Source organism: Streptomyces sp. NPDC006235, from assembly GCF_040613735.1.
GTDB lineage: Bacteria > Actinomycetota > Actinomycetes > Streptomycetales > Streptomycetaceae > Streptomyces.
This window is the reverse complement of record NZ_JBEXSR010000008.1, coordinates 130206-150028: the sequence shown is the minus strand read 5'-3', so window position 1 is coordinate 150028 and position 19823 is coordinate 130206. Positions and strand designations below refer to the sequence as shown.

The 19823-nt window shown below is 69.0% G+C and carries 18 protein-coding genes; all 18 read left to right on the top strand.

The window, feature by feature from the left end:
- Window positions 1–129: 129 nt before the first annotated feature.
- Window positions 130–2163: a transcription termination factor Rho gene (gene rho / locus ABZ192_RS13070; protein WP_356924562.1), complete on the top strand. Its 2034-nt coding sequence runs from the start codon at window positions 130–132 to the stop codon at window positions 2161–2163.
- Window positions 2164–2288: 125 nt separating this feature from the next.
- Window positions 2289–4082: a trypsin-like serine protease gene (locus ABZ192_RS13065; RefSeq protein ID WP_356924641.1), complete on the top strand. Its 1794-nt coding sequence runs from the start codon at window positions 2289–2291 to the stop codon at window positions 4080–4082.
- A gap of 209 nt (window positions 4083–4291) precedes the next feature.
- The gene (locus tag ABZ192_RS13060) at window positions 4292–5428 is read left to right on the top strand and encodes an LCP family protein (RefSeq protein WP_356924561.1); all 1137 of its coding nucleotides are present in this window, start codon (window positions 4292–4294) and stop codon (window positions 5426–5428) included.
- A 172-nt stretch (window positions 5429–5600) separates the two neighbouring features.
- Window positions 5601–5822, top strand: a complete 222-nt coding sequence (rpmE, locus tag ABZ192_RS13055; protein WP_010040182.1) for a 50S ribosomal protein L31 — start codon at window positions 5601–5603, stop codon at window positions 5820–5822.
- A 106-nt stretch (window positions 5823–5928) separates the two neighbouring features.
- Window positions 5929–7005 (top strand): peptide chain release factor 1, encoded by a 1077-nt coding sequence (gene prfA, locus ABZ192_RS13050; protein WP_356924560.1) that lies wholly within the window; start codon window positions 5929–5931, stop codon window positions 7003–7005.
- A 96-nt stretch (window positions 7006–7101) separates the two neighbouring features.
- Window positions 7102–7941 carry a peptide chain release factor N(5)-glutamine methyltransferase gene (gene prmC, locus ABZ192_RS13045; protein ID WP_356924559.1) on the top strand — a complete coding sequence of 280 codons (840 nt, stop codon included), beginning with the start codon at window positions 7102–7104 and terminating at the stop codon, window positions 7939–7941.
- Between the two features lie 70 nt (window positions 7942–8011).
- The gene (locus tag ABZ192_RS13040; protein ID WP_020272587.1) at window positions 8012–8659 is read left to right on the top strand and encodes an L-threonylcarbamoyladenylate synthase; all 648 of its coding nucleotides are present in this window, start codon (window positions 8012–8014) and stop codon (window positions 8657–8659) included.
- Window positions 8656–9336: a protein-tyrosine-phosphatase gene (locus ABZ192_RS13035; protein ID WP_356924558.1), complete on the top strand. Its 681-nt coding sequence runs from the start codon at window positions 8656–8658 to the stop codon at window positions 9334–9336. Before ABZ192_RS13040 ends, ABZ192_RS13035 begins: the two co-directional genes overlap by 4 nt.
- 71 nt (window positions 9337–9407) lie before the next feature.
- Complete coding sequence (gene glyA / locus ABZ192_RS13030) at window positions 9408–10646, top strand: serine hydroxymethyltransferase (RefSeq protein WP_356924557.1); 1239 nt, start codon at window positions 9408–9410, stop codon at window positions 10644–10646.
- Between the two features lie 129 nt (window positions 10647–10775).
- Complete coding sequence (locus ABZ192_RS13025) at window positions 10776–12119, top strand: MraY family glycosyltransferase (protein ID WP_356924556.1); 1344 nt, start codon at window positions 10776–10778, stop codon at window positions 12117–12119.
- 315 nt (window positions 12120–12434) lie between these two features.
- On the top strand, window positions 12435–12872 hold the full coding sequence (locus tag ABZ192_RS13020) for a hypothetical protein (protein ID WP_356924555.1): 438 nt from the start codon (window positions 12435–12437) through the stop codon (window positions 12870–12872).
- A gap of 273 nt (window positions 12873–13145) precedes the next feature.
- Window positions 13146–13916 (top strand): F0F1 ATP synthase subunit A, encoded by a 771-nt coding sequence (gene atpB / locus ABZ192_RS13015; protein ID WP_356924640.1) that lies wholly within the window; start codon window positions 13146–13148, stop codon window positions 13914–13916.
- A gap of 75 nt (window positions 13917–13991) precedes the next feature.
- On the top strand, window positions 13992–14222 hold the full coding sequence (atpE, locus tag ABZ192_RS13010; RefSeq protein ID WP_030049631.1) for an ATP synthase F0 subunit C: 231 nt from the start codon (window positions 13992–13994) through the stop codon (window positions 14220–14222).
- A gap of 42 nt (window positions 14223–14264) precedes the next feature.
- Window positions 14265–14813, top strand: coding sequence for a F0F1 ATP synthase subunit B (locus tag ABZ192_RS13005; protein ID WP_356924554.1), 549 nt, complete (start codon window positions 14265–14267; stop codon window positions 14811–14813).
- On the top strand, window positions 14810–15625 hold the full coding sequence (locus ABZ192_RS13000; RefSeq protein WP_356924553.1) for a F0F1 ATP synthase subunit delta: 816 nt from the start codon (window positions 14810–14812) through the stop codon (window positions 15623–15625). The genes ABZ192_RS13005 and ABZ192_RS13000 overlap by 4 nt, the downstream gene beginning before the upstream one ends.
- A gap of 126 nt (window positions 15626–15751) precedes the next feature.
- A complete protein-coding gene (atpA, locus tag ABZ192_RS12995; RefSeq protein WP_150483051.1) occupies window positions 15752–17341 on the top strand; it encodes a F0F1 ATP synthase subunit alpha in 1590 nt (529 codons plus the stop codon).
- A 21-nt stretch (window positions 17342–17362) separates the two neighbouring features.
- On the top strand, window positions 17363–18280 hold the full coding sequence (locus ABZ192_RS12990; protein ID WP_356037156.1) for a F0F1 ATP synthase subunit gamma: 918 nt from the start codon (window positions 17363–17365) through the stop codon (window positions 18278–18280).
- The gene (gene atpD, locus ABZ192_RS12985) at window positions 18281–19717 is read left to right on the top strand and encodes a F0F1 ATP synthase subunit beta (RefSeq protein ID WP_193502825.1); all 1437 of its coding nucleotides are present in this window, start codon (window positions 18281–18283) and stop codon (window positions 19715–19717) included. It begins immediately after the preceding gene.
- The last annotated feature ends 106 nt before the right edge of the window (window positions 19718–19823 follow it).

Genomic DNA, 19823 nt, shown 5'->3' with positions numbered 1-19823 from the left:
CACCAGATTCCTCCGCCGCTGAGGCGGACCACCGCCCCGGCACGGTTCACACCACACGGACCGAAGCCGGACAGCACAACCGGTCGCCGAGCCAGACAGGCCGACGTCCGCTCCAGGGAAGGACCCTTCGTGAGCGACACCACCGATCTGATGGGCGCACGTGTCGAGGAGACCGCTGCCGCGCCCGCCACGGACGCCTCCGCGCCTGCCACCGGTGCCGGCTCCCGGCGGCGCCGCGGTACCGGCCTCGAGGGCATGGTGCTGGCCGAGCTGCAACAGGTCGCATCCGGCCTCGGTATCAGGGGCACCGCGCGTATGCGCAAGAGCCAGCTGATCGAGGTCATCAAGGAGGCGCAGGCGTCCGGCGGCGCCGCTCCGGCGGCGAAGGCCGAGGCCCCCGCGGAGACCAAGCCGAAGCGCCGCGCCACCTCCCGGACCCGTACGGGGGACAACGCCGAGAAGGCGGAGAAGAAGGCGGACGCGAAGCAGGCCCCCGAGGCCCCCGCCCAGAAGGCCGACAAGGCCGAGAAGGCCGTGGCCCAGCAGCAGATCGACATTCCCGGCCAGCCGGCCAGCGACGACGCGCCCTCCGAGCGCCGCCGTCGCCGGGCCACCGCCGACGCCGGTTCCCCGGCCGCCGCCGCTCCCGAGACGGTCGCCGCCGAGGCGAAGAACGAGTCCAAGGGCGAGTCGCAGCCGCAGCAGCAGTCCCAGAACGACGCCAAGTCCGACGGGGGCGAGGGCGGCGAGGGCCGTCGTCGCGACCGCCGTGACCGCGGCCGGGACAGGGACCGCGACGGCGGCCGTGACCGCGACCGCCGGGGCAACAAGGGCGACGACCAGCAGGGCGGCCAGCGCGGTCAGCAGAACCAGCAGCAGGGCGGCGGCCGCCAGGACCGTGACCGCCAGCAGGACGACGACGACTTCGAGGGCGGCCGGCGTGGCCGTCGCGGGCGTTACCGCGACCGGCGTGGCCGCCGTGGCCGCGACGACATCGCCTCCGAGCCGCAGATCGCCGAGGACGACGTCCTGATCCCCGTCGCGGGCATCCTGGACATCCTCGACAACTACGCCTTCATCCGCACGTCCGGCTACCTGCCCGGCCCGAACGACGTGTACGTCTCCCTGGCCCAGGTCCGCAAGAACGGCCTGCGCAAGGGTGACCACATCACCGGTGCGGTCCGTCAGCCGAAGGAGGGCGAGCGCCGCGAGAAGTTCAACGCGCTGGTGCGCCTGGACTCCGTCAACGGCATGGCGCCCGAACACGGCCGCGGCCGCCCGGAGTTCAACAAGCTGACGCCGCTGTACCCGCAGGACCGCCTCCGCCTGGAGACGGACCCGGGCGTCCTCACCACCCGCATCATCGACCTGGTCTCGCCCATCGGTAAGGGCCAGCGCGGTCTGATCGTGGCCCCGCCGAAGACCGGCAAGACCATGATCATGCAGGCGATCGCCAACGCGATCACGCACAACAACCCCGAGTGCCACCTGATGGTCGTCCTCGTCGACGAGCGTCCGGAAGAGGTCACCGACATGCAGCGGTCGGTCAAGGGCGAGGTCATCTCCTCGACCTTCGACCGCCCGGCCGAGGACCACACGACGGTCGCGGAGCTCGCCATCGAGCGTGCCAAGCGGCTGGTGGAGCTCGGTCACGACGTGGTCGTCCTGCTGGACTCCATCACGCGTCTGGGCCGTGCGTACAACCTCGCCGCCCCGGCCTCCGGCCGCATCCTGTCCGGTGGTGTCGACTCGACGGCCCTGTACCCGCCGAAGCGCTTCTTCGGTGCGGCCCGCAACATCGAGGACGGCGGCTCGCTGACCATCCTCGCCACCGCCCTGGTGGACACCGGCTCCCGCATGGACGAGGTCATCTTCGAGGAGTTCAAGGGCACCGGCAACGCCGAGCTCAAGCTCGACCGGAAGCTCGCCGACAAGCGCATCTTCCCGGCGGTGGACGTCGACGCGTCCGGCACCCGTAAGGAAGAGATCCTGCTCGCCAGCGACGAGCTGTCCATCGTCTGGAAGCTGCGCCGAGTGCTGCACGCCCTCGACCAGCAGCAGGCCGTCGAGCTGCTCCTCGACAAGATGAAGCAGACGAAGTCGAACGCCGAGTTCCTGATGCAGATCCAGAAGACCACTCCGACGCCGGGCAACGGCGACTGAGGTAAGCACTGCGTAAGAGGGCCGCTCCCGGAAAGGGGAGCGGCCCTTTGCGCTGTTCGCGTGAGGGTAGGATCACGCTCTCTTCGAACATGTGATCCCGAGGGGGGACATTCGTGGGTAGAACCATGCCTGGGGGCGGTCGGCACAGACGCCGGATACGTATCGCCCTTCCCGTCGCCGCGGCCGGTGTGGCCGCCGCCGTGGCCGCCGCGCTGCTGACTACGTCCGCCGGCGCGGCCACCGCACTGCCGCGGCCGACGGTCAAGCCCGCCACCACCTCGCCGTCGCTCGCCGAGCTGGAGAAGCGCGTCGCGGGCGCCATGGCCGGTGACGACATCGCGGGCAAGACGAGCAAGACGTCGCTGAGCACGAGCACGAACACCAGCCCTTCCACCGTCGACCCGAAGATCATCGGCGGCAGCGAGACCACCATCACCTCGGCCCCGTGGATGGCGCAGCTGCACTACTACGACGACCGGGGCACCTCGACCACCAGCGACGACATCGGCTTCTTCTGCGGCGGCGCCGTCGTCGCGCCGACGAAGATCCTCACCGCCGCGCACTGCGTCAAGGGCTACGACTGGCACGCCAACGGCGCCATCGTCACCGGCACCTCCCAGCTGCCCTCGGCCGACGGCACCGACCTGCACGGCGGCACCGTCACCGGCGTCTGGCGGCAGTGGAACCACCCGTCGTACAACGCGACGACCATCGACAACGACATCGCGGTGCTCACCCTGCCCGTCCCGGTCAAGGCCACCCCGATCCGCATGACGACGTCCGGCGACACCACGTCGTACCAGGCCGGCACCAGTGCCAAGGTCTACGGCTGGGGCCGCACCAGCTCCACCAGCGACGACATCTCCGAGACGCTGAAGACGGCCACGCTGCCCGTCCAGTCCGACACCACCTGCGCCGGCGCGTACGGCAGCGACTTCGTCAAGGGCCACATGGTCTGCGCGGGCAACCCCGCCACCGGCAGCGACACCGGCACCACCACCGCCTGCAACGGCGACTCCGGTGGCCCCCTGGTCGTCAACAACCGGATCGTCGGTGTCGTCTCCTGGGGCGTGACGGACTGCGTCGCCAAGGGCGCCTACAGCGTCTTCAGCAAGGTCAGCACCTACGTCGGCGCCGCCTACCCGCGCCTCGACGACACCAACATCAGCGGCGACCACAAGGCCGATCTGTGGGTGCGCAACGCCTCCACCAAGACGGGCTACTCCAAGGACTCCATGGGCACGTCCTTCGCCGCCCGCGAGTCCTGGGGCAATTGGAACGGCTTCAACACCGTCCTGCAGACGGACTTCGACCGGGACGGCTACCAGGACCTGGTCTACCGGCGCAGCAGCGACGGCGACGTCTTCTGGGCCCACTACGTGATCTCCACCGGCACCTGGTCCACCAAGCAGATCGCCGACAACTGGAAGACCCGCACCCGCATCATCACCCCCGGTGACGTCACCGGCGACTACCTGCCCGACCTGCTCTCGGTCGACTCGGCGGGCGTGATGTGGATCTACCCGGGCAAGGGCAACGGCACCTTCTCGCCCCGCGTCAAGGTGAGTTCCGGCTGGAACCAGTACAACTCCGTGCGCGGCCACGGCGACTTCACCGGGGACGGCAAGACCGACCTGATCGCCCGCAGCGCGTCGGGCAGCTACATGTACCTCTACAAGGGCACCGGCAAGTCCGGCTCGGCCGCCTTCTCGGCCCGGGTCAAGGTGCGCACCTGGAGCGGCTACAACGCCTTCGACGCCACCGGCGACATCACCGGCGACGGCAAGGCCGACTTCCTGGCCCGCACCCCCGGCGGGACGCTCTACCTGTACCCGGGCACCGGCAAGGCGACCAGCGAGATCTTCGCCACAAGGAAGTCCGTCGGTACCGATTTCAAGCAGTACGACATCTTCGGCTGAAATCGCAGGTGAGCGAGGTACCCCTCGCTGACACGAACACACACTGTGCCCACCGCCCCACGCGGTGGGCACAGTCCGTTGTGCAACCCTTTCCCGAGTTTCTCCGTCTGACCAGGCGGAGTGACGATGGTGCCAGGAGGAAGTCCCCGACCGAGCACGCCTGGCACTGACCGCAGGGGGTAACCGACCGTAGACGAGCTGAGGAGCACATGTCTGCCGAGAGCACGCCGGGTCCGGGTATACCGGGCGATACCGGCATCACCGGGCCGCGTCACCGCGCCAAGGGCCGACGCCGCAAGCCCCGTAAGCGCCACCGGGCCCTGATGGTGACGGCCTGGACCGCTGCGGGCATCGTCGCCCTGGGCGGCGCCGGGGCCGGGTACATGTACTTCAAGCTCAACGGCAACCTCAAGAGCGTCGACATCGACCAGGCCCTCGGCACGGACCGGCCCAAGAAGGCCGACAACGGCTCGGAGAACATCCTCGTCCTCGGCTCCGACACCCGCGCCGGCGGCAACAAGAAGCTCGGCGGCGGCACCGACGACGGCAGCGCCCGCTCCGACACGGCGATGATCGTGCACGTCTACAAGGGGCACAAGAAGGCCAGCGTGGTCTCCATCCCGCGCGACACCCTCATCGACCGGCCCTCGTGCACGGACACCAAGGGCAAGGAGTACCCCGCCGCGAACGGCGTGATGTTCAACTCCGCGTACTCCACCGGCGGGGCCGCCTGCGCCGTCAAGACCGTCGAGTCGATCACCGACCTGCGCATGGACCACTACCTGGAGGTCGACTTCGCCGGCTTCCAGAGGCTCATCGACGACCTCGGCGGCGTCGAGGTCACCACGACCAAGAGCATCGACGACCCCGACAGCCACCTGAAGCTGAAGGCCGGCACCCACAGACTCGACGGCGAGCAGGCCCTCGGCCTGGTCCGCACCCGGCACGGCGTGGGCGACGGCTCCGACCTCGGCCGCATCCAGCTCCAGCAGGCCTTCATCAAGGCCCTGGTCAACCAGGTCAAGGACGTCGGCGTCTTCACGAACCCGAAGAAGCTGCTCGACCTCGCCGAGACCGCGACCAAGACGGTGACGACCGACTCCGACCTCGGCTCGGTCAACAAGCTCGCGTCCTTCGCGGACGGCCTGAAGGGCATCACCCCGTCCCACATGCACATGGTCACGATGCCGGTGGCCTACGACCCGGCCGACCCCAACCGGGTCCTCCTCCAGAAGAAGAAGGCCGACGAGATCTGGAAGGCCCTGCAGAACGACAAGCCGATCCCGAAGAGCGCGACGAAGGGAACGGCGACGGGTGAAGCCAAGGGTGTCGTGAGCGGCGACTAAGGGGCGCGGGGAACTGCGCGAACAACCCCCACCGGCCCGCAGGGAATAGATCACCGCAACCCCCGGTTTGGGGGGATGGCCCCAGTCCTGGCAGACTGGTACGTCGGCCCCGGTTCACGCTCCCGCACCCCGCGGCAGCGACCCGGCGCCCTCCCGAAACCTAGGAGACACCTTGAAGCGCGACATCCACCCCGCGTACGTCGAGACGCAGGTCAGCTGCACCTGCGGCGCGTCGTTCACCACCCGCAGCACCATCGAGTCCGGCGCGATCCGTGCCGACGTGTGCTCCGAGTGCCACCCGTTCTACACGGGCAAGCAGAAGATCCTCGACACCGGTGGCCGCGTGGCCCGCTTCGAGGCCCGCTTCGGCAAGGCCGCCGGCTCCAAGAAGTAGCGAGCCCCATTTCGCCGGTCCGCGGACGCGCCCCCTCACCGGGCGCTCCGGGACCGGCGTTTTTGGTCGCCCGCCCTTCACCCCCGTCCCTGCACAGGAGCCCAAGATGTTCGAGGCCGTCGAGGAACTCGTCGCCGAGCACGCCGACCTGGAGAAGAAGCTCGCCGACCCGTCGGTCCACAACGACCAGGCCAACGCGCGCAAGCTGAACAAGCGTTACGCCGAGCTCACCCCGATCGTCGCCACGTACCGCTCCTGGAGGCAGACGGGCGACGACATCGAGACCGCGCGCGAGTTCGCCGCCGACGACCCCGACTTCGTGGCCGAGGTCAAGGAACTGGAGCAGCGGCGCGAGGAGCTGACCGAGAAGCTGCGCCTTCTCCTCGTCCCGCGCGATCCCAGCGACGACAAGGATGTCATCCTCGAGATCAAGGCGGGCGCGGGCGGCGACGAGTCGGCCCTGTTCGCCGGCGACCTGCTGCGCATGTACCTGCGGTACGCCGAGCGGGTCGGCTGGAAGACCGAGATCATCGACGCCACGGAGTCCGAGCTGGGCGGCTACAAGGACGTCCAGGTGGCCGTGAAGACCAAGGGCGGTCAGGGCGCCACGGAGCCCGGGCAGGGCGTGTGGGCCCGACTGAAGTACGAGGGCGGCGTGCACCGCGTGCAGCGCGTCCCCGCCACCGAGTCCCAGGGCCGTATCCACACCTCCGCCGCCGGTGTCCTCGTCACCCCCGAGGCCGAGGAGGTCGACGTCGAGATCAACCCGAACGACCTCCGCATCGACGTCTACCGCTCCTCCGGGCCGGGCGGGCAGTCCGTCAACACCACCGACTCCGCCGTGCGCATCACGCACATCCCCACCGGAGTCGTCGCCTCCTGCCAGAACGAGAAGAGCCAGTTGCAGAACAAGGAGCAGGCACTGCGTATCCTGCGGTCCAGGCTCCTCGCAGCCGCGCAGGAGGAAGCGGAGAGGAACGCCGCCGACGCCCGCCGCAGCCAGGTCCGCACCGTCGACCGCTCCGAGAAGATCCGTACGTACAACTACCCGGAGAACCGCATCTCGGACCACCGCGTCGGCTTCAAGGCGTACAACCTGGACCAGGTCCTGGACGGCGACCTCGACGCGGTGATCCAGGCCTGCGTCGACGCGGACTCGGCCGCCAAGCTGGCCGCCGCGTAAAGACGCAGCCGCCGCGTAAGGACACATAGGAGTACCGAGCACCGGAGGACTTGCGTGCAGCAGTCATTTGGGGGGCGACCCCCAAGCCCCCGCAGCGTGCTGCTCGCGGAGGTGGCCCAGGCCACCCAGCGGCTCGCCGACGCCGGCGTGCCCTCGCCGCGCACCGACGCGGAGGAGCTCGCCGCGTTCGTGCACGGCGTCAAGCGCGGCGAGCTGCACTCCGTCAAGGACTCCGACTTCGACGCCCGCTACTGGGAGGTCATCGCCCGCCGCGAGGCCCGCGAGCCGCTCCAGCACATCACCGGGCGCGCCTACTTCCGGTACCTGGAACTCCAGGTCGGCCCCGGGGTGTTCGTGCCCCGGCCGGAGACGGAGTCCGTGGTCGGCTGGGCCATAGACGCCGTACGGGCCATGGACGTCGTCGAGCCGTGCATCGTCGACCTGTGCACCGGCTCCGGCGCCATCGCGCTCGCCCTCGCCCAGGAGGTGCCGCGCTCGCGCGTGCACGCCGTGGAGCTGTCCGAGGACGCCCTGAAGTGGACCCGCAAGAACGTGGAGGGGTCCAGGGTCGAGCTGCGCCAGGGAGACGCCCTGACGGCCTTCCCGGACCTCGACGGCCAGGTCGACCTCGTCATCTCCAACCCGCCGTACATCCCGCTCACCGAGTGGGAGTACGTCGCCCCCGAGGCGCGCGACCACGACCCGGAACTGGCCCTGTTCTCCGGCGAGGACGGCCTGGACCTCATCCGCGGCCTGGAGCGCACCGCGCACCGGCTGCTGCGCCCCGGCGGTGTCGTGGTCGTGGAGCACGCCGACACCCAGGGCGGCCAGGTGCCGTGGATCTTCGCCGAGGACCGAGGCTGGACCGACGCCGCCGACCACCCGGACCTGAACAACCGCCCGCGTTTCGCCACGGCCCGCAAGGCGCTGCCGTGAGCACCCCGGGCACACCGCAGTCTTCGTGGACTTCACCCCAGCAGCACGTGTACGAGGAGGCCAGCTAAAGATGGCACGGCGATACGACACCAACGACGCGACCGACCGTGTGACCGGTCTGCGTGAGGCAGCGTCCGCCGTCCGCCGAGGCGAGCTCGTGGTGCTGCCGACGGACACGGTGTACGGCATCGGCGCCGACGCGTTCTCCTCGGAGGCGGTCGCCGACCTGCTGGAGGCCAAGGGCCGGGGCCGCAACATGCCCACCCCCGTCCTCATCGGCTCCCCGAACACGCTGCACGGGCTCGTCACGGACTTCTCGGAGCTGGCCTGGGAGCTGGTCGACGCCTTCTGGCCGGGCGCGCTGACGCTCGTCGCCAAGCACCAGCCGTCCCTCCAGTGGGACCTGGGCGACACCCGTGGCACGGTCGCCGTGCGCATGCCGCTGCACCCCGTCGCCATCGAGCTGCTGACGGAGGTGGGCCCCATGGCCGTCTCCTCCGCCAACCTCACCGGCCACCCGGCGCCGGAGGACTGCGACGCCGCGCAGGAGATGCTCGGCGACTCCGTCTCCGTCTACCTGGACGGCGGCCCGACCCCCGGCAACGTCCCGTCGTCGATCGTCGACGTGACCCGTGAGGTGCCGCTGCTGCTGCGTGCCGGCGCGCTCTCCGCGGAAGAGCTGCGAAAGGTCGTACCCGACCTCGAGGTGGCGAATTGACGGCCCCTGGAGCGGGGCGTGGCATAGGCAACGGGGAAAGCGCGGCGGAGATCACGACGACGTTCGTGGGGCTTCCGCGTGACAGCTTCCGCATCCTCCACGTCAGTACCGGCAACGTCTGCCGCTCGCCCATCACCGAGCGGCTGACCCGCCATTTCGTCAAGGAGCGGCTGGGCATCCTGGGCGGCGGGCTGATCGTGGAGAGCGCGGGCACCTGGGGCCACGAGGGCGCCCCCATGGAGGCCAACGCGGAGACCGTGCTGGCCGACTTCGGCGCGGACGCCTCCGGCTTCACCGGACGCGAACTGCTCGACGAGCACGTGATCCGCGCCGACCTGGTGCTGACCGCCACCCGGGACCACCGGGCGCAGGTCATCTCCATGGGGCACTCGGCGGGCCTGCGGACCTTCACGCTCAAGGAGTTCACCCGCCTGGTGAAGGCCATCGATCCGGCGACCCTGCCGCCCCTGGAGGAGGGCGTGGTCACCCGCGCGCGTGCCCTGGTGCGTGCCGCGGCGGCTCTACGCGGGTGGCTCCTGGCGCCGAACGCCGAGGCGGACGAGGTGTACGACCCGTACGGGGCGCCGCTGACGTTCTTCCGGTCCATCGGGGACGAGATACACCAGGCACTCGATCCGGTCGTCACGGCCCTCACGGGCGTCCCCGCGAAGACGTAACGGCCGAGCGCACCGGGGGCCCCGGGCCTACATTGGACGTACGTCACCGTCGACGCCGCCCGGAGCCCACCATGACGGTCACCCCTGCCATCGAGGCCGACCTCCTGCGCCGCCAGGACCCCGAACTCGCCGACATCCTGCTCGGCGAGCGGGAGCGGCAGGCGACCACGCTCCAGCTGATCGCCGCCGAGAACTTCAGCTCGCCGGCCGTCCTGGCCGCCCTCGGCTCGCCGCTCGCCAACAAGTACGCCGAGGGCTACCCCGGAGCGCGGCACCACGGCGGCTGCGAGATCGCCGACGTCGCCGAACGCGTCGCCGTGGACCGGGCCAGGGCGCTGTTCGGCGCCGAACACGCCAACGTCCAGTCCCACTCCGGCTCTTCGGCCGTCCTGGCCGCCTACGCCGCCCTGCTGCGCCCCGGCGACACCGTCCTCGCCCTCGGCCTGCCCTACGGTGGCCACCTGACGCACGGGTCGCCGGCGAACTTCTCCGGCCGCTGGTTCGACTTCGTCGGATACGGCGTGGAAGCCGAGTCCGGGCTGATGGACCACGAGCAGGTGCGCACCCTGGCGCGCACGCGCCGGCCCAAGGCGATCGTGTGCGGCTCCATCGCCTACCCGCGGCACATCGACTACGCGTTCTTCCGGGAGGTCGCCGACGAGGTCGGCGCGTACCTGGTCGCGGACGCCGCGCACCCCATCGGCCTCGTCGCCGGGGGAGCGGCGCCGAACCCGGTGCCGTACGCGGACATCGTCTGTGCGACGACCCACAAGGTGCTGCGGGGCCCGCGCGGCGGCATGATCCTGTGCCGCGCGGAGCTGGCCGAGCGGGTCGACCGGGCCGTGTTCCCTTTCACACAGGGCGGTGCGCAGATGCACACCATCGCCGCCAAGGCGGTCGCGTTCGGGGAGGCGGCAACACCGGCGTTCTCCGTGTACGCCCATCAGGTGGTCGCCAATGCGAGGGTTCTCGCGGCCCGGCTGGCCGCCGAGGGCCTGGTCGTCACCACGGGCGGCACGGACACCCATCTGATCACCGCCGACCCGGCGCCGCTCGGCGTCGACGGCCGCACCGCCCGGGGCCGTCTCGCCGCGGCGGGCCTGGTCATGGACTGCTGCGCGTTGCCGCACGGCGACGCCCGGGGCCTCAGGCTGGGCACGGCCGCCGTCACCACGCAGGGCATGGGCGAGGCGGAGATGGCGCGGATCGCCAAGCTGCTCGCGGGGGTGCTCAGGGGCGTGACCGAGACCGCGAGAGCCCGTGAAGAAGTGCGGGAGCTGGCCGGTGGATTTCCGCCGTATCCCCGCTGAGACGGGGTAAGCGCACCAGGGTGCACAGCTACTCGTGCAACCATCGTCGCTACCCGGAAGTCCCCACTCATATGCGCGCATCGCTAGGGTGTGGGGCTGTGATGGCCAGCGAGACCTGTGGGGAAGCCCGTGCGTGAATACCTGCTGACGCTCTGCATCACGGCCGCGGTGACGTATCTGCTGACAGGGCCGGTACGGAAGTTCGCGATCGTGGCAGGAGCGATGCCGGAGATCCGGGCACGTGACGTGCACCGGGAACCCACTCCGCGGCTCGGCGGGATCGCGATGTTCTTCGGCCTGTGCGCGGGCCTGCTGGTCGCCGATCACCTGACCAACCTCAACCAGGTCTTCCAGGCCTCGAACGAACCCCGGGCGCTGCTGTCCGGGGCGGCCCTGATCTGGCTGATCGGTGTGCTGGACGACAAGTTCGAGATCGACGCCCTGATCAAGCTGGGCGGCCAGATGATCGCCGCGGGCGTGATGGTCGTACAGGGTCTGACGATCCTGTGGCTGCCGATCCCGGGCATCGGCTCGGTCGCGCTGACCCAGTGGCAGGGCACCCTGCTGACGGTCGCGCTGGTCGTCATCACCATCAACGCGGTCAACTTCGTCGACGGCCTGGACGGTCTCGCGGCCGGCATGGTCTGCATCGCGGCCACCGCGTTCTTCCTGTACGCCTACCGGATCTGGTATTCGTACGGCATCGAGGCCGCCGCCCCCGCCACGCTCTTCTCGGCGATCCTGATGGGCATGTGCCTGGGCTTCCTGCCGCACAACATGCACCCGGCGCGGATCTTCATGGGCGACTCCGGCTCGATGCTGATCGGCCTGGTCCTGGCCGCCGGCGCGATCTCCGTCACGGGGCAGGTCGACCCGGACGCGCTCAACCTGTACGTCGGGTCGGAGAAGGAGGCCGTGCACCAGACGGTCCCCGTCTACATCCCGCTGCTGCTGCCGCTGACGATCATCGCGGTCCCTGCCGCCGACCTGATCCTGGCGATCGTGCGCCGGACCTGGCGCGGCCAGTCGCCGTTCGCGGCCGACCGCGGCCACCTGCACCACCGGCTGCTGGAGATCGGCCACTCGCACAGCCGGGCGGTGCTGATCATGTACTTCTGGTCGGCGCTGATCGCCTTCGGCGCGCTGGCCTACTCGGTCAACTCGGCGTCCATGTGGATCGTGCTCGGCATCGTGTTCCTCAGCGCGATCGGCCTGGCGCTGCTCCTGCTGCCGCGCTTCACGCCGCGCACGCCCCGCTGGATGGAGCGCTTCGTGCCGCCGCGCTACCGGCGCCGCGGGGTCCCGGCCCTGGCGCCGGAGGCCTCGACGCCGGCGTCCGCCAGCGAGCCGGCCGCCCCGGTCGCGCCCGAGGACCGCGCCCCGGTGGTGTCCGGCGTCTCCGGTGCCGACGGAGCCACGGCCATCGGCGCCCGCTCGCGTCTGGCGGACCGGCGCAAGGCCGGGACCAGGTAAGAGAGCGGGCAAGGTAAGAATCTGACTAGAGCATTGCCAAGTCGTGGGGTTGTGATGGGGGAGCGAAGCGCCCCAATACCAGACAAGTCGGCACTGTTCTTGCACAGGCGCGCAGCTTCACTCTCATGTGTGACTGCACGCACACCCTCAGGTAAAGACTGCATCAAATAGTTTGTGATACGGTTCACGAGAACCCCCCGGATAGAGCCGAAGGACCGCAGTGCGACGGTCCATTGGTGTGAGGTCTCCACTCAGCCCGGGACTACGCTCGTCCATGACGACACCCCTGCCCCCTGCGAAAGCGGAGTTGCCGCCATGCCGTCCAATGACGCCCGGATCCTGGCCCAGGCCGCCGTGCCCACGGCTGCCGTCGGTGCTGTTGCCGCCGTCATCAGTGGCGTGGTCGCCGGTGGCAAGGGGGCGATCGGGGCGGTCGCCGCGACGCTCGTGGTGATCCTGTTCATGGGGATCGGTCTCTACGTCCTGCAGCGCACTGCCAAATCGCTTCCGCACCTTTTCCAGGCGATGGGTCTGATGCTCTACGCAGCGCAGATTCTGCTGCTGTTCGTCTTCATGGCCGCCTTCAAGAACACCACGTTGTTCGACCCCAAGGCCTTCGCTCTCACGCTCGTCGCCGGCACCCTCGCGTGGATCGCCGCACAGACGCGTGCCCATATGAAGGCCAAGATCCTTTACGTCGAGCCCGATTCGACGACGGGCGGGAAGCCCGAAAAGTCGGGGCACTCGTCGTGAGGGGTAGGGCCGGGATAAGTAGGCATGAGATCTCCTGCTATCGTCCGGTGCCAACTGCGGCATCGCGGGCGCGGGCATCCGAGCTGACGCCTGCTCTATCGCGAGGCGAGATGCCCCCCAGCCGCCCCCACATCCGTAACACCAGTCCCGTGCCGAACCGCGGCTCCGTGCCGCGCCGACACAACGAGGTTGCCGTACCCATGCGTCACGCCGAAGGAGCCCGCGGTGAGTGCTGACCAGACCCAGCTCGCCTTTGACTGGAGCTGTCGGATCATGTCCGACAACGGGTGTGGTTTTCCGGCTCCGGGCCTGCACTCGTTCCTCTTCAAGCCGATTGCCACGGTCGGGGGGTTCGAGTTCAACAAGGTGATGCTGCTCGCCATCATCACCACCATTCTCGTCATCGGCTTCTTCTACGCGGCCTTCGGCAAGGCCAAGGTGGTGCCGGGCAAGCTGCAGATGGTCGGTGAGGCCGGATACGACTTCGTCCGCCGCGGCATCGTCTACGAGACCCTCGGAAAGAAGGAGGGCGAGAAGTACGTCCCCCTGATGGTCTCGCTGTTCTTCTTCATCTGGATCATGAACATCTGGTCCGTGATCCCGCTGGCACAGTTCCCGGTGTCGTCGATCATCGCGTTCCCGGCGGTCCTGGCCGCGGTCGTCTACGTGACCTGGGTGTCGCTGACCTTCAAGCGGCACGGCTTCGTCGGGTTCTTCAAGAACGTCACGGGCTACGACAAGTCGCTCGGCCCGGTGCTGCCGCTCGTGATGGTCATCGAGTTCTTCTCGAACCTGCTCGTCCGGCCGTTCACGCACGCGGTGCGACTGTTCGCCAACATGTTCGCCGGCCACCTGATGCTGGTCATGTTCACCGTCGCCTCGTGGTACCTGCTGAACAGCTGGATGATCCCGGCCGCCGGCGTCTCCTTCGTCATGGCCACGGTCATGATCCTCTTCGAGCTTTTCGTGCAGGCCGTCCAGGCGTACGTCTTCGTACTCCTTGCCTGCACGTACGTCCAGGGCGCTCTCGCCGAGCACCACTGAGCCACAACCACTCTCAGCCCCCAGAACGTCCGGTGGCCAACCCCCATCGGTCCTGAAAGAGAAGGAAGATTCAGCATGGCTGCCCTTGAGACCCTCGCCGCCGTCGAAGGCAACCTCGGCTCCATCGGCTACGGCCTTGCCGCCATCGGCCCCGGCGTCGGCGTCGGCATCATCTTCGGCAACGGCACCCAGGCCCTGGCCCGCCAGCCCGAGGCGGCCGGTCTGATCCGTGCCAACCAGATCCTCGGTTTCGCGTTCTGTGAGGCGCTCGCCCTCATCGGCATCGTCATGCCGTTCGTCTACTAAAGACGACCGGACGATCGAAACCTTTCAACGGAAGGCACTGATGTGATCGCCAACCTGGTGCAGCTGGCGGCCGAGGAGAAGCAGAACCCGCTTGTTCCTCCGGGCCCCGAGCTGCTCGTCGGCACCATCGCCTTCGCCATCGTGTTCTTCTTCTTCTGGAAGAAGCTGCTTCCGAACATCAACAAGGTTCTGGAGGAGCGCCGCGCGGCGATCGAAGGCGGTATCGAAGAGGCCGAGACCATGAAGGTCGAGGCCCAGAGCGTCCTTGAGCAGTACAAGGCACAGCTCGCCGAGGCCCGGCACGAGGCCGCGCGCCTGCGCCAGGAGGCGCAGGAGCAGGGTGCCGCGCTCATCGCCGAGATGCGGGCCGAGGGCCAGCGTCAGCGCGAGGAGATCGTCGCCGCGGGCCACGCCCAGATCGAGGCCGACCGCAAGGCCGCGTCGTCCGCGCTCCGTCAGGACGTCGGCAAGCTCGCCACCGACCTGGCCGGCAAGCTCGTCGGCGAGTCCCTCGAGGACCACGCCCGCCAGAGCCGCGTGATCGACCGGTTCCTCGACGACCTCGAGGAGAAGGCCGAGGCCGGCCGATGAACGGAGCGAGCCGCGAGGCCCTGGCAGCCGCACGAGAGCGTCTCGACGCGCTGACGGACTCCACGTCCGTGGACGCCGGCGCGCTCGCCGACGAACTGGCCGCCGTCACCGCGCTGCTCGACCGCGAGGTGTCGCTGCGTCGGGTCCTCACCGACCCGGCGCAGGCCGGCGAGGCCAAGGCCGAACTGGCCCAGCGTCTCCTCGGCACCCAGGTCAGCGGCCCGGCCGCCGACCTGGTCGCCGGAATGGTGCGCTCCCGCTGGTCGCAGTCGCGCGACCTGGTGGACGCCCTGGAGGAGCTGGCCAGCACCGCCGACCTCACCGCCGCGCAGAAGGCGGGCAAGCTCGACGACGTCGAGGACGAGCTGTTCCGCTTCGGGCGGATCGTCTCCGGCAGCATCGAACTGCGTGCCGCGCTGACCGACCGCAAGGCGACCACCTCGGCCAAGAGCGAGCTGCTGCGCGGCCTGCTCGGCGGCCGGGCGCAGGCGGCCACCGAGCGTCTGGTGACGCGCCTTGTGACCGCGCCGCGGGGACGTAGCCTGGAGTCGGGACTGGAGTCCCTGTCCAAGCTCGCCGCCGAGCGCCGGGACCGCATGGTCGCCACCGTCACCTCGGCGGTACCGCTGAGCGACGTGCAGAAGCAGCGCCTGGGCGCTGCCCTCGCGAAGCTCTACGGGCGCACGATGCACCTCAACCTGGACGTGGACCCCGAGGTCATCGGCGGAATCCGGGTGCAGGTCGGCGACGAGGTCATCAACGGCTCCCTCGCGGACCGCATCGAGGACGCCAGCCGCCGGCTCGCGGGCTGAGCAGCAACTCAATAGGCACAACGTACTGACGACGGCCCTGGTTGGGCCGTGCAGAAGAATCCTGGGGGTCGCCCCCAGACCCCCAAAGTGAAACTTCGGGCCCAACAAGGAGAGCAGGGAACCCAGATGGCGGAGCTCACGATCCGGCCGGAGGAGATCCGGGACGCGCTGGAGAACTTCGTCCAGGCGTACAAGCCGGACGCGGCCTCGCGCGAGGAGGTCGGTACGGTCACCTTCGCCGGCGACGGCATCGCGAAGGTCGAGGGTCTGCCCTCGGTCATGGCCAACGAGCTGCTGAAGTTCGAGGACGGCAGCCTCGGTCTCGCCCTCAACCTCGAGGAGCGCGAGATCGGCTGCGTCGTCCTCGGCGAGTTCAGCGGCATCGAGGAGGGGCAGCCGGTCAGCCGTACCGGCGAGGTCCTGTCCGTCGCGGTCGGCGAGGGCTACCTCGGCCGCGTGGTGGACCCCCTCGGCAACCCGATCGACGGTCTCGGCGAGATCGAGACCGACAGCCGTCGCGCACTGGAGCTTCAGGCTCCTGGCGTCATGGTCCGCAAGTCGGTGCACGAGCCGATGGAGACGGGCTACAAGGCCGTCGACACCATGACCCCGATCGGCCGTGGCCAGCGTCAGCTGATCATCGGTGACCGCCAGACCGGCAAGACCGCGCTGGCCGTCGACACGATCATCAACCAGCGCGACAACTGGCGCTCGGGCGACCCGAACAAGCAGGTCCGCTGCATCTACGTCGCCATCGGCCAGAAGGGCTCCACCATCGCCGGCGTGCGCGGCGCTCTGGAGGAGGCCGGCGCGCTGGAGTACACGACCATCGTCGCCGCCCCGGCGTCCGACCCGGCCGGCTTCAAGTACCTGGCGCCGTACACCGGTTCGGCCATCGGCCAGCACTGGATGTACCAGGGCAAGCACGTCCTGATCATCTTCGACGACCTGTCGAAGCAGGCCGACGCCTACCGCGCCGTGTCGCTGCTGCTGCGCCGCCCGCCGGGCCGTGAGGCCTACCCGGGTGACGTCTTCTACCTGCACTCCCGTCTGCTGGAGCGCTGCGCGAAGCTCTCCGACGAGATGGGCGCCGGCTCGATGACCGGTCTGCCGATCGTCGAGACCAAGGCCAACGACGTCTCGGCGTTCATCCCGACCAACGTCATCTCCATCACCGACGGCCAGTGCTTCCTGGAGTCGGACCTGTTCAACGCCGGTCAGCGCCCCGCGCTGAACGTCGGTATCTCGGTCTCCCGAGTCGGTGGCTCCGCCCAGCACAAGGCGATCCGCCAGGTCTCCGGCCGTCTGCGTGTGGACCTCGCCCAGTTCCGTGAGCTGGAGGCGTTCGCCGCCTTCGGTTCCGACCTGGACGCCGCGTCCAAGGCGCAGCTGGAGCGTGGTCAGCGCATGGTCGAGCTGCTGAAGCAGCCGCAGTACCAGCCGATGGCCACCGAGGACCAGGTCGTCTCCATCTGGGCCGGCACCACCGGCAAGATGGACGAGGTTCCGGTCGCCGACATCCGCCGCTTCGAGAAGGAGCTGCTGGAGTACCTGCACCGCAAGGAGCAGGGCCTGCTGACCTCCATCCGCGAGGGCGGGAAGATGTCGGACGACACGCTCCAGGCCATGGCCGACGCCATCGCGGAGTTCAAGAAGCAGTTCGAGACCTCCGACGGCAAGCTGCTCGGCGAGGACGCCCCGGCTGCCGGCAAGTGACGTAAGGAAGGGACCTGACTCATGGGAGCCCAGCTCCGGGTCTACAAGCGTCGCATCCGTTCCGTCACCGCGACCAAGAAGATCACGAAGGCGATGGAGATGATCGCCGCCTCGCGCGTCGTCAAGGCGCAGCGCAAGGTGGCGGCGTCCACGCCGTACGCGACCGAGCTCACCCGGGCGGTCGCGGCGGTCGCCACCGGATCGAACACCAAGCACCCGCTGACGACGGAGCCGGAGAACCCGACCCGCGCCGCGGTCCTGCTCCTCACGAGCGACCGCGGCCTGGCCGGCGCCTTCAACTCCAACGCCATCAAGGCCGCGGAGAGGCTCACGGCGAAGCTCGAAGGTGAGGGCAAGGAGGTCGTCAGCTACATCGTCGGCCGCCGTGGTCTCGCCCACTACAACTTCCGCGAGCGCAAGGTCGCGGAGTCGTTCACGGGCTTCACCGACGAGCCGTCGTACGCGGACGCCAAGAAGGTCGCGGCCCCGCTGATCGAGGCCATCGAGACGGAGACGGCCGAGGGCGGCGTGGACGAGCTCCACATCGTCTACACCGAGTTCGTGTCGATGATGACGCAGACGGCCATCGAGGCCCGGCTGCTGCCGCTCAGCCTCGAAGAGGTCGAGAAGGAGGCCAAGCCCAAGGGCGAGATCCTCCCGCTGTTCGACTTCGAGCCCTCGGCGGAGGACGTCCTGGACGCCCTGCTGCCGCGCTACGTGGAGAGCCGGATCTACAACGCGCTGCTCCAGTCGGCCGCCTCCAAGCACGCCGCCACGCGGCGCGCGATGAAGTCGGCCACCGACAACGCCGGAGAGCTCATCGAGACGCTCACCCGGCTTGCCAACCAGGCCCGCCAGGCCGAAATCACCCAGGAAATCAGCGAGATCGTCGGTGGCGCCAGTGCCCTGGCCGACGCGACCGCGGGGAGTGACCGATAAATGACCACCACTGTTGAGACCGCGACGGCTACGGGCCGCGTCGCCCGGGTCATCGGCCCGGTCGTCGACGTGGAGTTCCCCGTCGACGCGATGCCCGAGATCTACAACGCCCTGCACGTCGAGGTCGCCGACCCGGCGCTCGCGGGCGAGAAGAAGACGCTGACCCTGGAGGTCGCCCAGCACCTGGGTGACGGCCTGGTCCGCGCGATCTCCATGCAGCCCACCGACGGCCTGGTCCGCCAGGCCCCGGTGATCGACACCGGCGCGGGCATCTCCGTCCCGGTCGGTGACTTCACCAAGGGCAAAGTGTTCAACACCCTCGGTGAGGTGCTGAACAGCGACGAGGCCTACGAGGGCGAGCGCTGGTCCATCCACCGCAAGGCCCCCGCGTTCGACCAGCTCGAGTCGAAGACCGAGATGTTCGAGACGGGCCTGAAGGTCGTCGACCTTCTCACCCCGTACGTCAAGGGCGGCAAGATCGGTCTGTTCGGTGGTGCCGGTGTCGGCAAGACCGTGCTGATCCAGGAAATGATCATGCGTGTCGCCAACCTCCACGAGGGCGTCTCCGTCTTCGCGGGCGTCGGCGAGCGCACCCGTGAGGGCAACGACCTCATCGCGGAGATGGAAGAGTCCGGCGTTCTGGACAAGACCGCCCTGGTCTTCGGTCAGATGGACGAGCCCCCGGGCACCCGTCTGCGCGTGGCCCTGGCCGGCCTGACGATGGCGGAGTACTTCCGTGACGTCCAGAAGCAGGACGTGCTGTTCTTCATCGACAACATCTTCCGCTTCACCCAGGCCGGTTCCGAGGTGTCGACCCTGCTCGGCCGTATGCCCTCCGCGGTGGGCTACCAGCCGAACCTGGCCGACGAGATGGGTGTCCTCCAGGAGCGCATCACCTCGACCCGTGGTCACTCGATCACCTCGATGCAGGCGATCTACGTCCCCGCGGACGACCTGACCGACCCGGCCCCGGCCACCACCTTCGCTCACCTCGACGCGACGACGGTTCTGTCCCGTCCGATCTCCGAGAAGGGCATCTACCCGGCCGTGGACCCGCTGGACTCCACGTCCCGGATCCTCGACCCGCGGTACATCTCGGCGGACCACTACAACGCCGCGATGCGCGTGAAGAACATCCTGCAGAAGTACAAGGACCTGCAGGACATCATCGCGATCCTCGGTATCGACGAGCTCGGCGAGGAGGACAAGCTCGTCGTCCACCGTGCCCGTCGCGTGGAGCGCTTCCTGTCCCAGAACACCCACGCCGCCAAGCAGTTCACCGGCGTGGACGGTTCGGACGTGCCGCTGGACGAGTCGATCGCCGCGTTCAACGCGATCTGCGACGGCGAGTACGACCACTTCCCGGAGCAGGCGTTCTTCATGTGCGGTGGTCTCGAGGACCTGAAGAAGAACGCGAAGGAGCTGGGCGTCTCCTGAGCCTCGCGCTCGATACATGAGCCTCGTGCTCATGACGGAGGGGGCGGGCGCGTCCCGCCCCCTCCGTCACGCCTACTAGACTTGTAACCAACACCCGGCACTCCCG

Excerpts from the sequence above, each read along its gene's own strand:
- ABZ192_RS13000 (WP_356924553.1), top strand. The coding sequence starts at position 14,810 with ATGAACGGAGCGAGCCGCGAGGCCCTGGCAGCCGCACGAGAGCGTCTC.
- ABZ192_RS13065 (WP_356924641.1), top strand. The coding sequence starts at position 2,289 with ATGCCTGGGGGCGGTCGGCACAGACGCCGGATACGTATCGCCCTTCCC.
- ABZ192_RS13040 (WP_020272587.1), top strand. The coding sequence starts at position 8,012 with ATGGCACGGCGATACGACACCAACGACGCGACCGACCGTGTGACCGGT.
- prfA (WP_356924560.1), top strand. The coding sequence starts at position 5,929 with ATGTTCGAGGCCGTCGAGGAACTCGTCGCCGAGCACGCCGACCTGGAG.
- ABZ192_RS12990 (WP_356037156.1), top strand. The coding sequence starts at position 17,363 with ATGGGAGCCCAGCTCCGGGTCTACAAGCGTCGCATCCGTTCCGTCACC.
- atpB (WP_356924640.1), top strand. The coding sequence starts at position 13,146 with ATGTCCGACAACGGGTGTGGTTTTCCGGCTCCGGGCCTGCACTCGTTC.
- atpD (WP_193502825.1), top strand. The coding sequence starts at position 18,281 with ATGACCACCACTGTTGAGACCGCGACGGCTACGGGCCGCGTCGCCCGG.
- atpE (WP_030049631.1), top strand. The coding sequence starts at position 13,992 with ATGGCTGCCCTTGAGACCCTCGCCGCCGTCGAAGGCAACCTCGGCTCC.
- ABZ192_RS13020 (WP_356924555.1), top strand. The coding sequence starts at position 12,435 with ATGCCGTCCAATGACGCCCGGATCCTGGCCCAGGCCGCCGTGCCCACG.
- ABZ192_RS13060 (WP_356924561.1), top strand. The coding sequence starts at position 4,292 with ATGTCTGCCGAGAGCACGCCGGGTCCGGGTATACCGGGCGATACCGGC.
- atpA (WP_150483051.1), top strand. The coding sequence starts at position 15,752 with ATGGCGGAGCTCACGATCCGGCCGGAGGAGATCCGGGACGCGCTGGAG.
- glyA (WP_356924557.1), top strand. The coding sequence starts at position 9,408 with ATGACGGTCACCCCTGCCATCGAGGCCGACCTCCTGCGCCGCCAGGAC.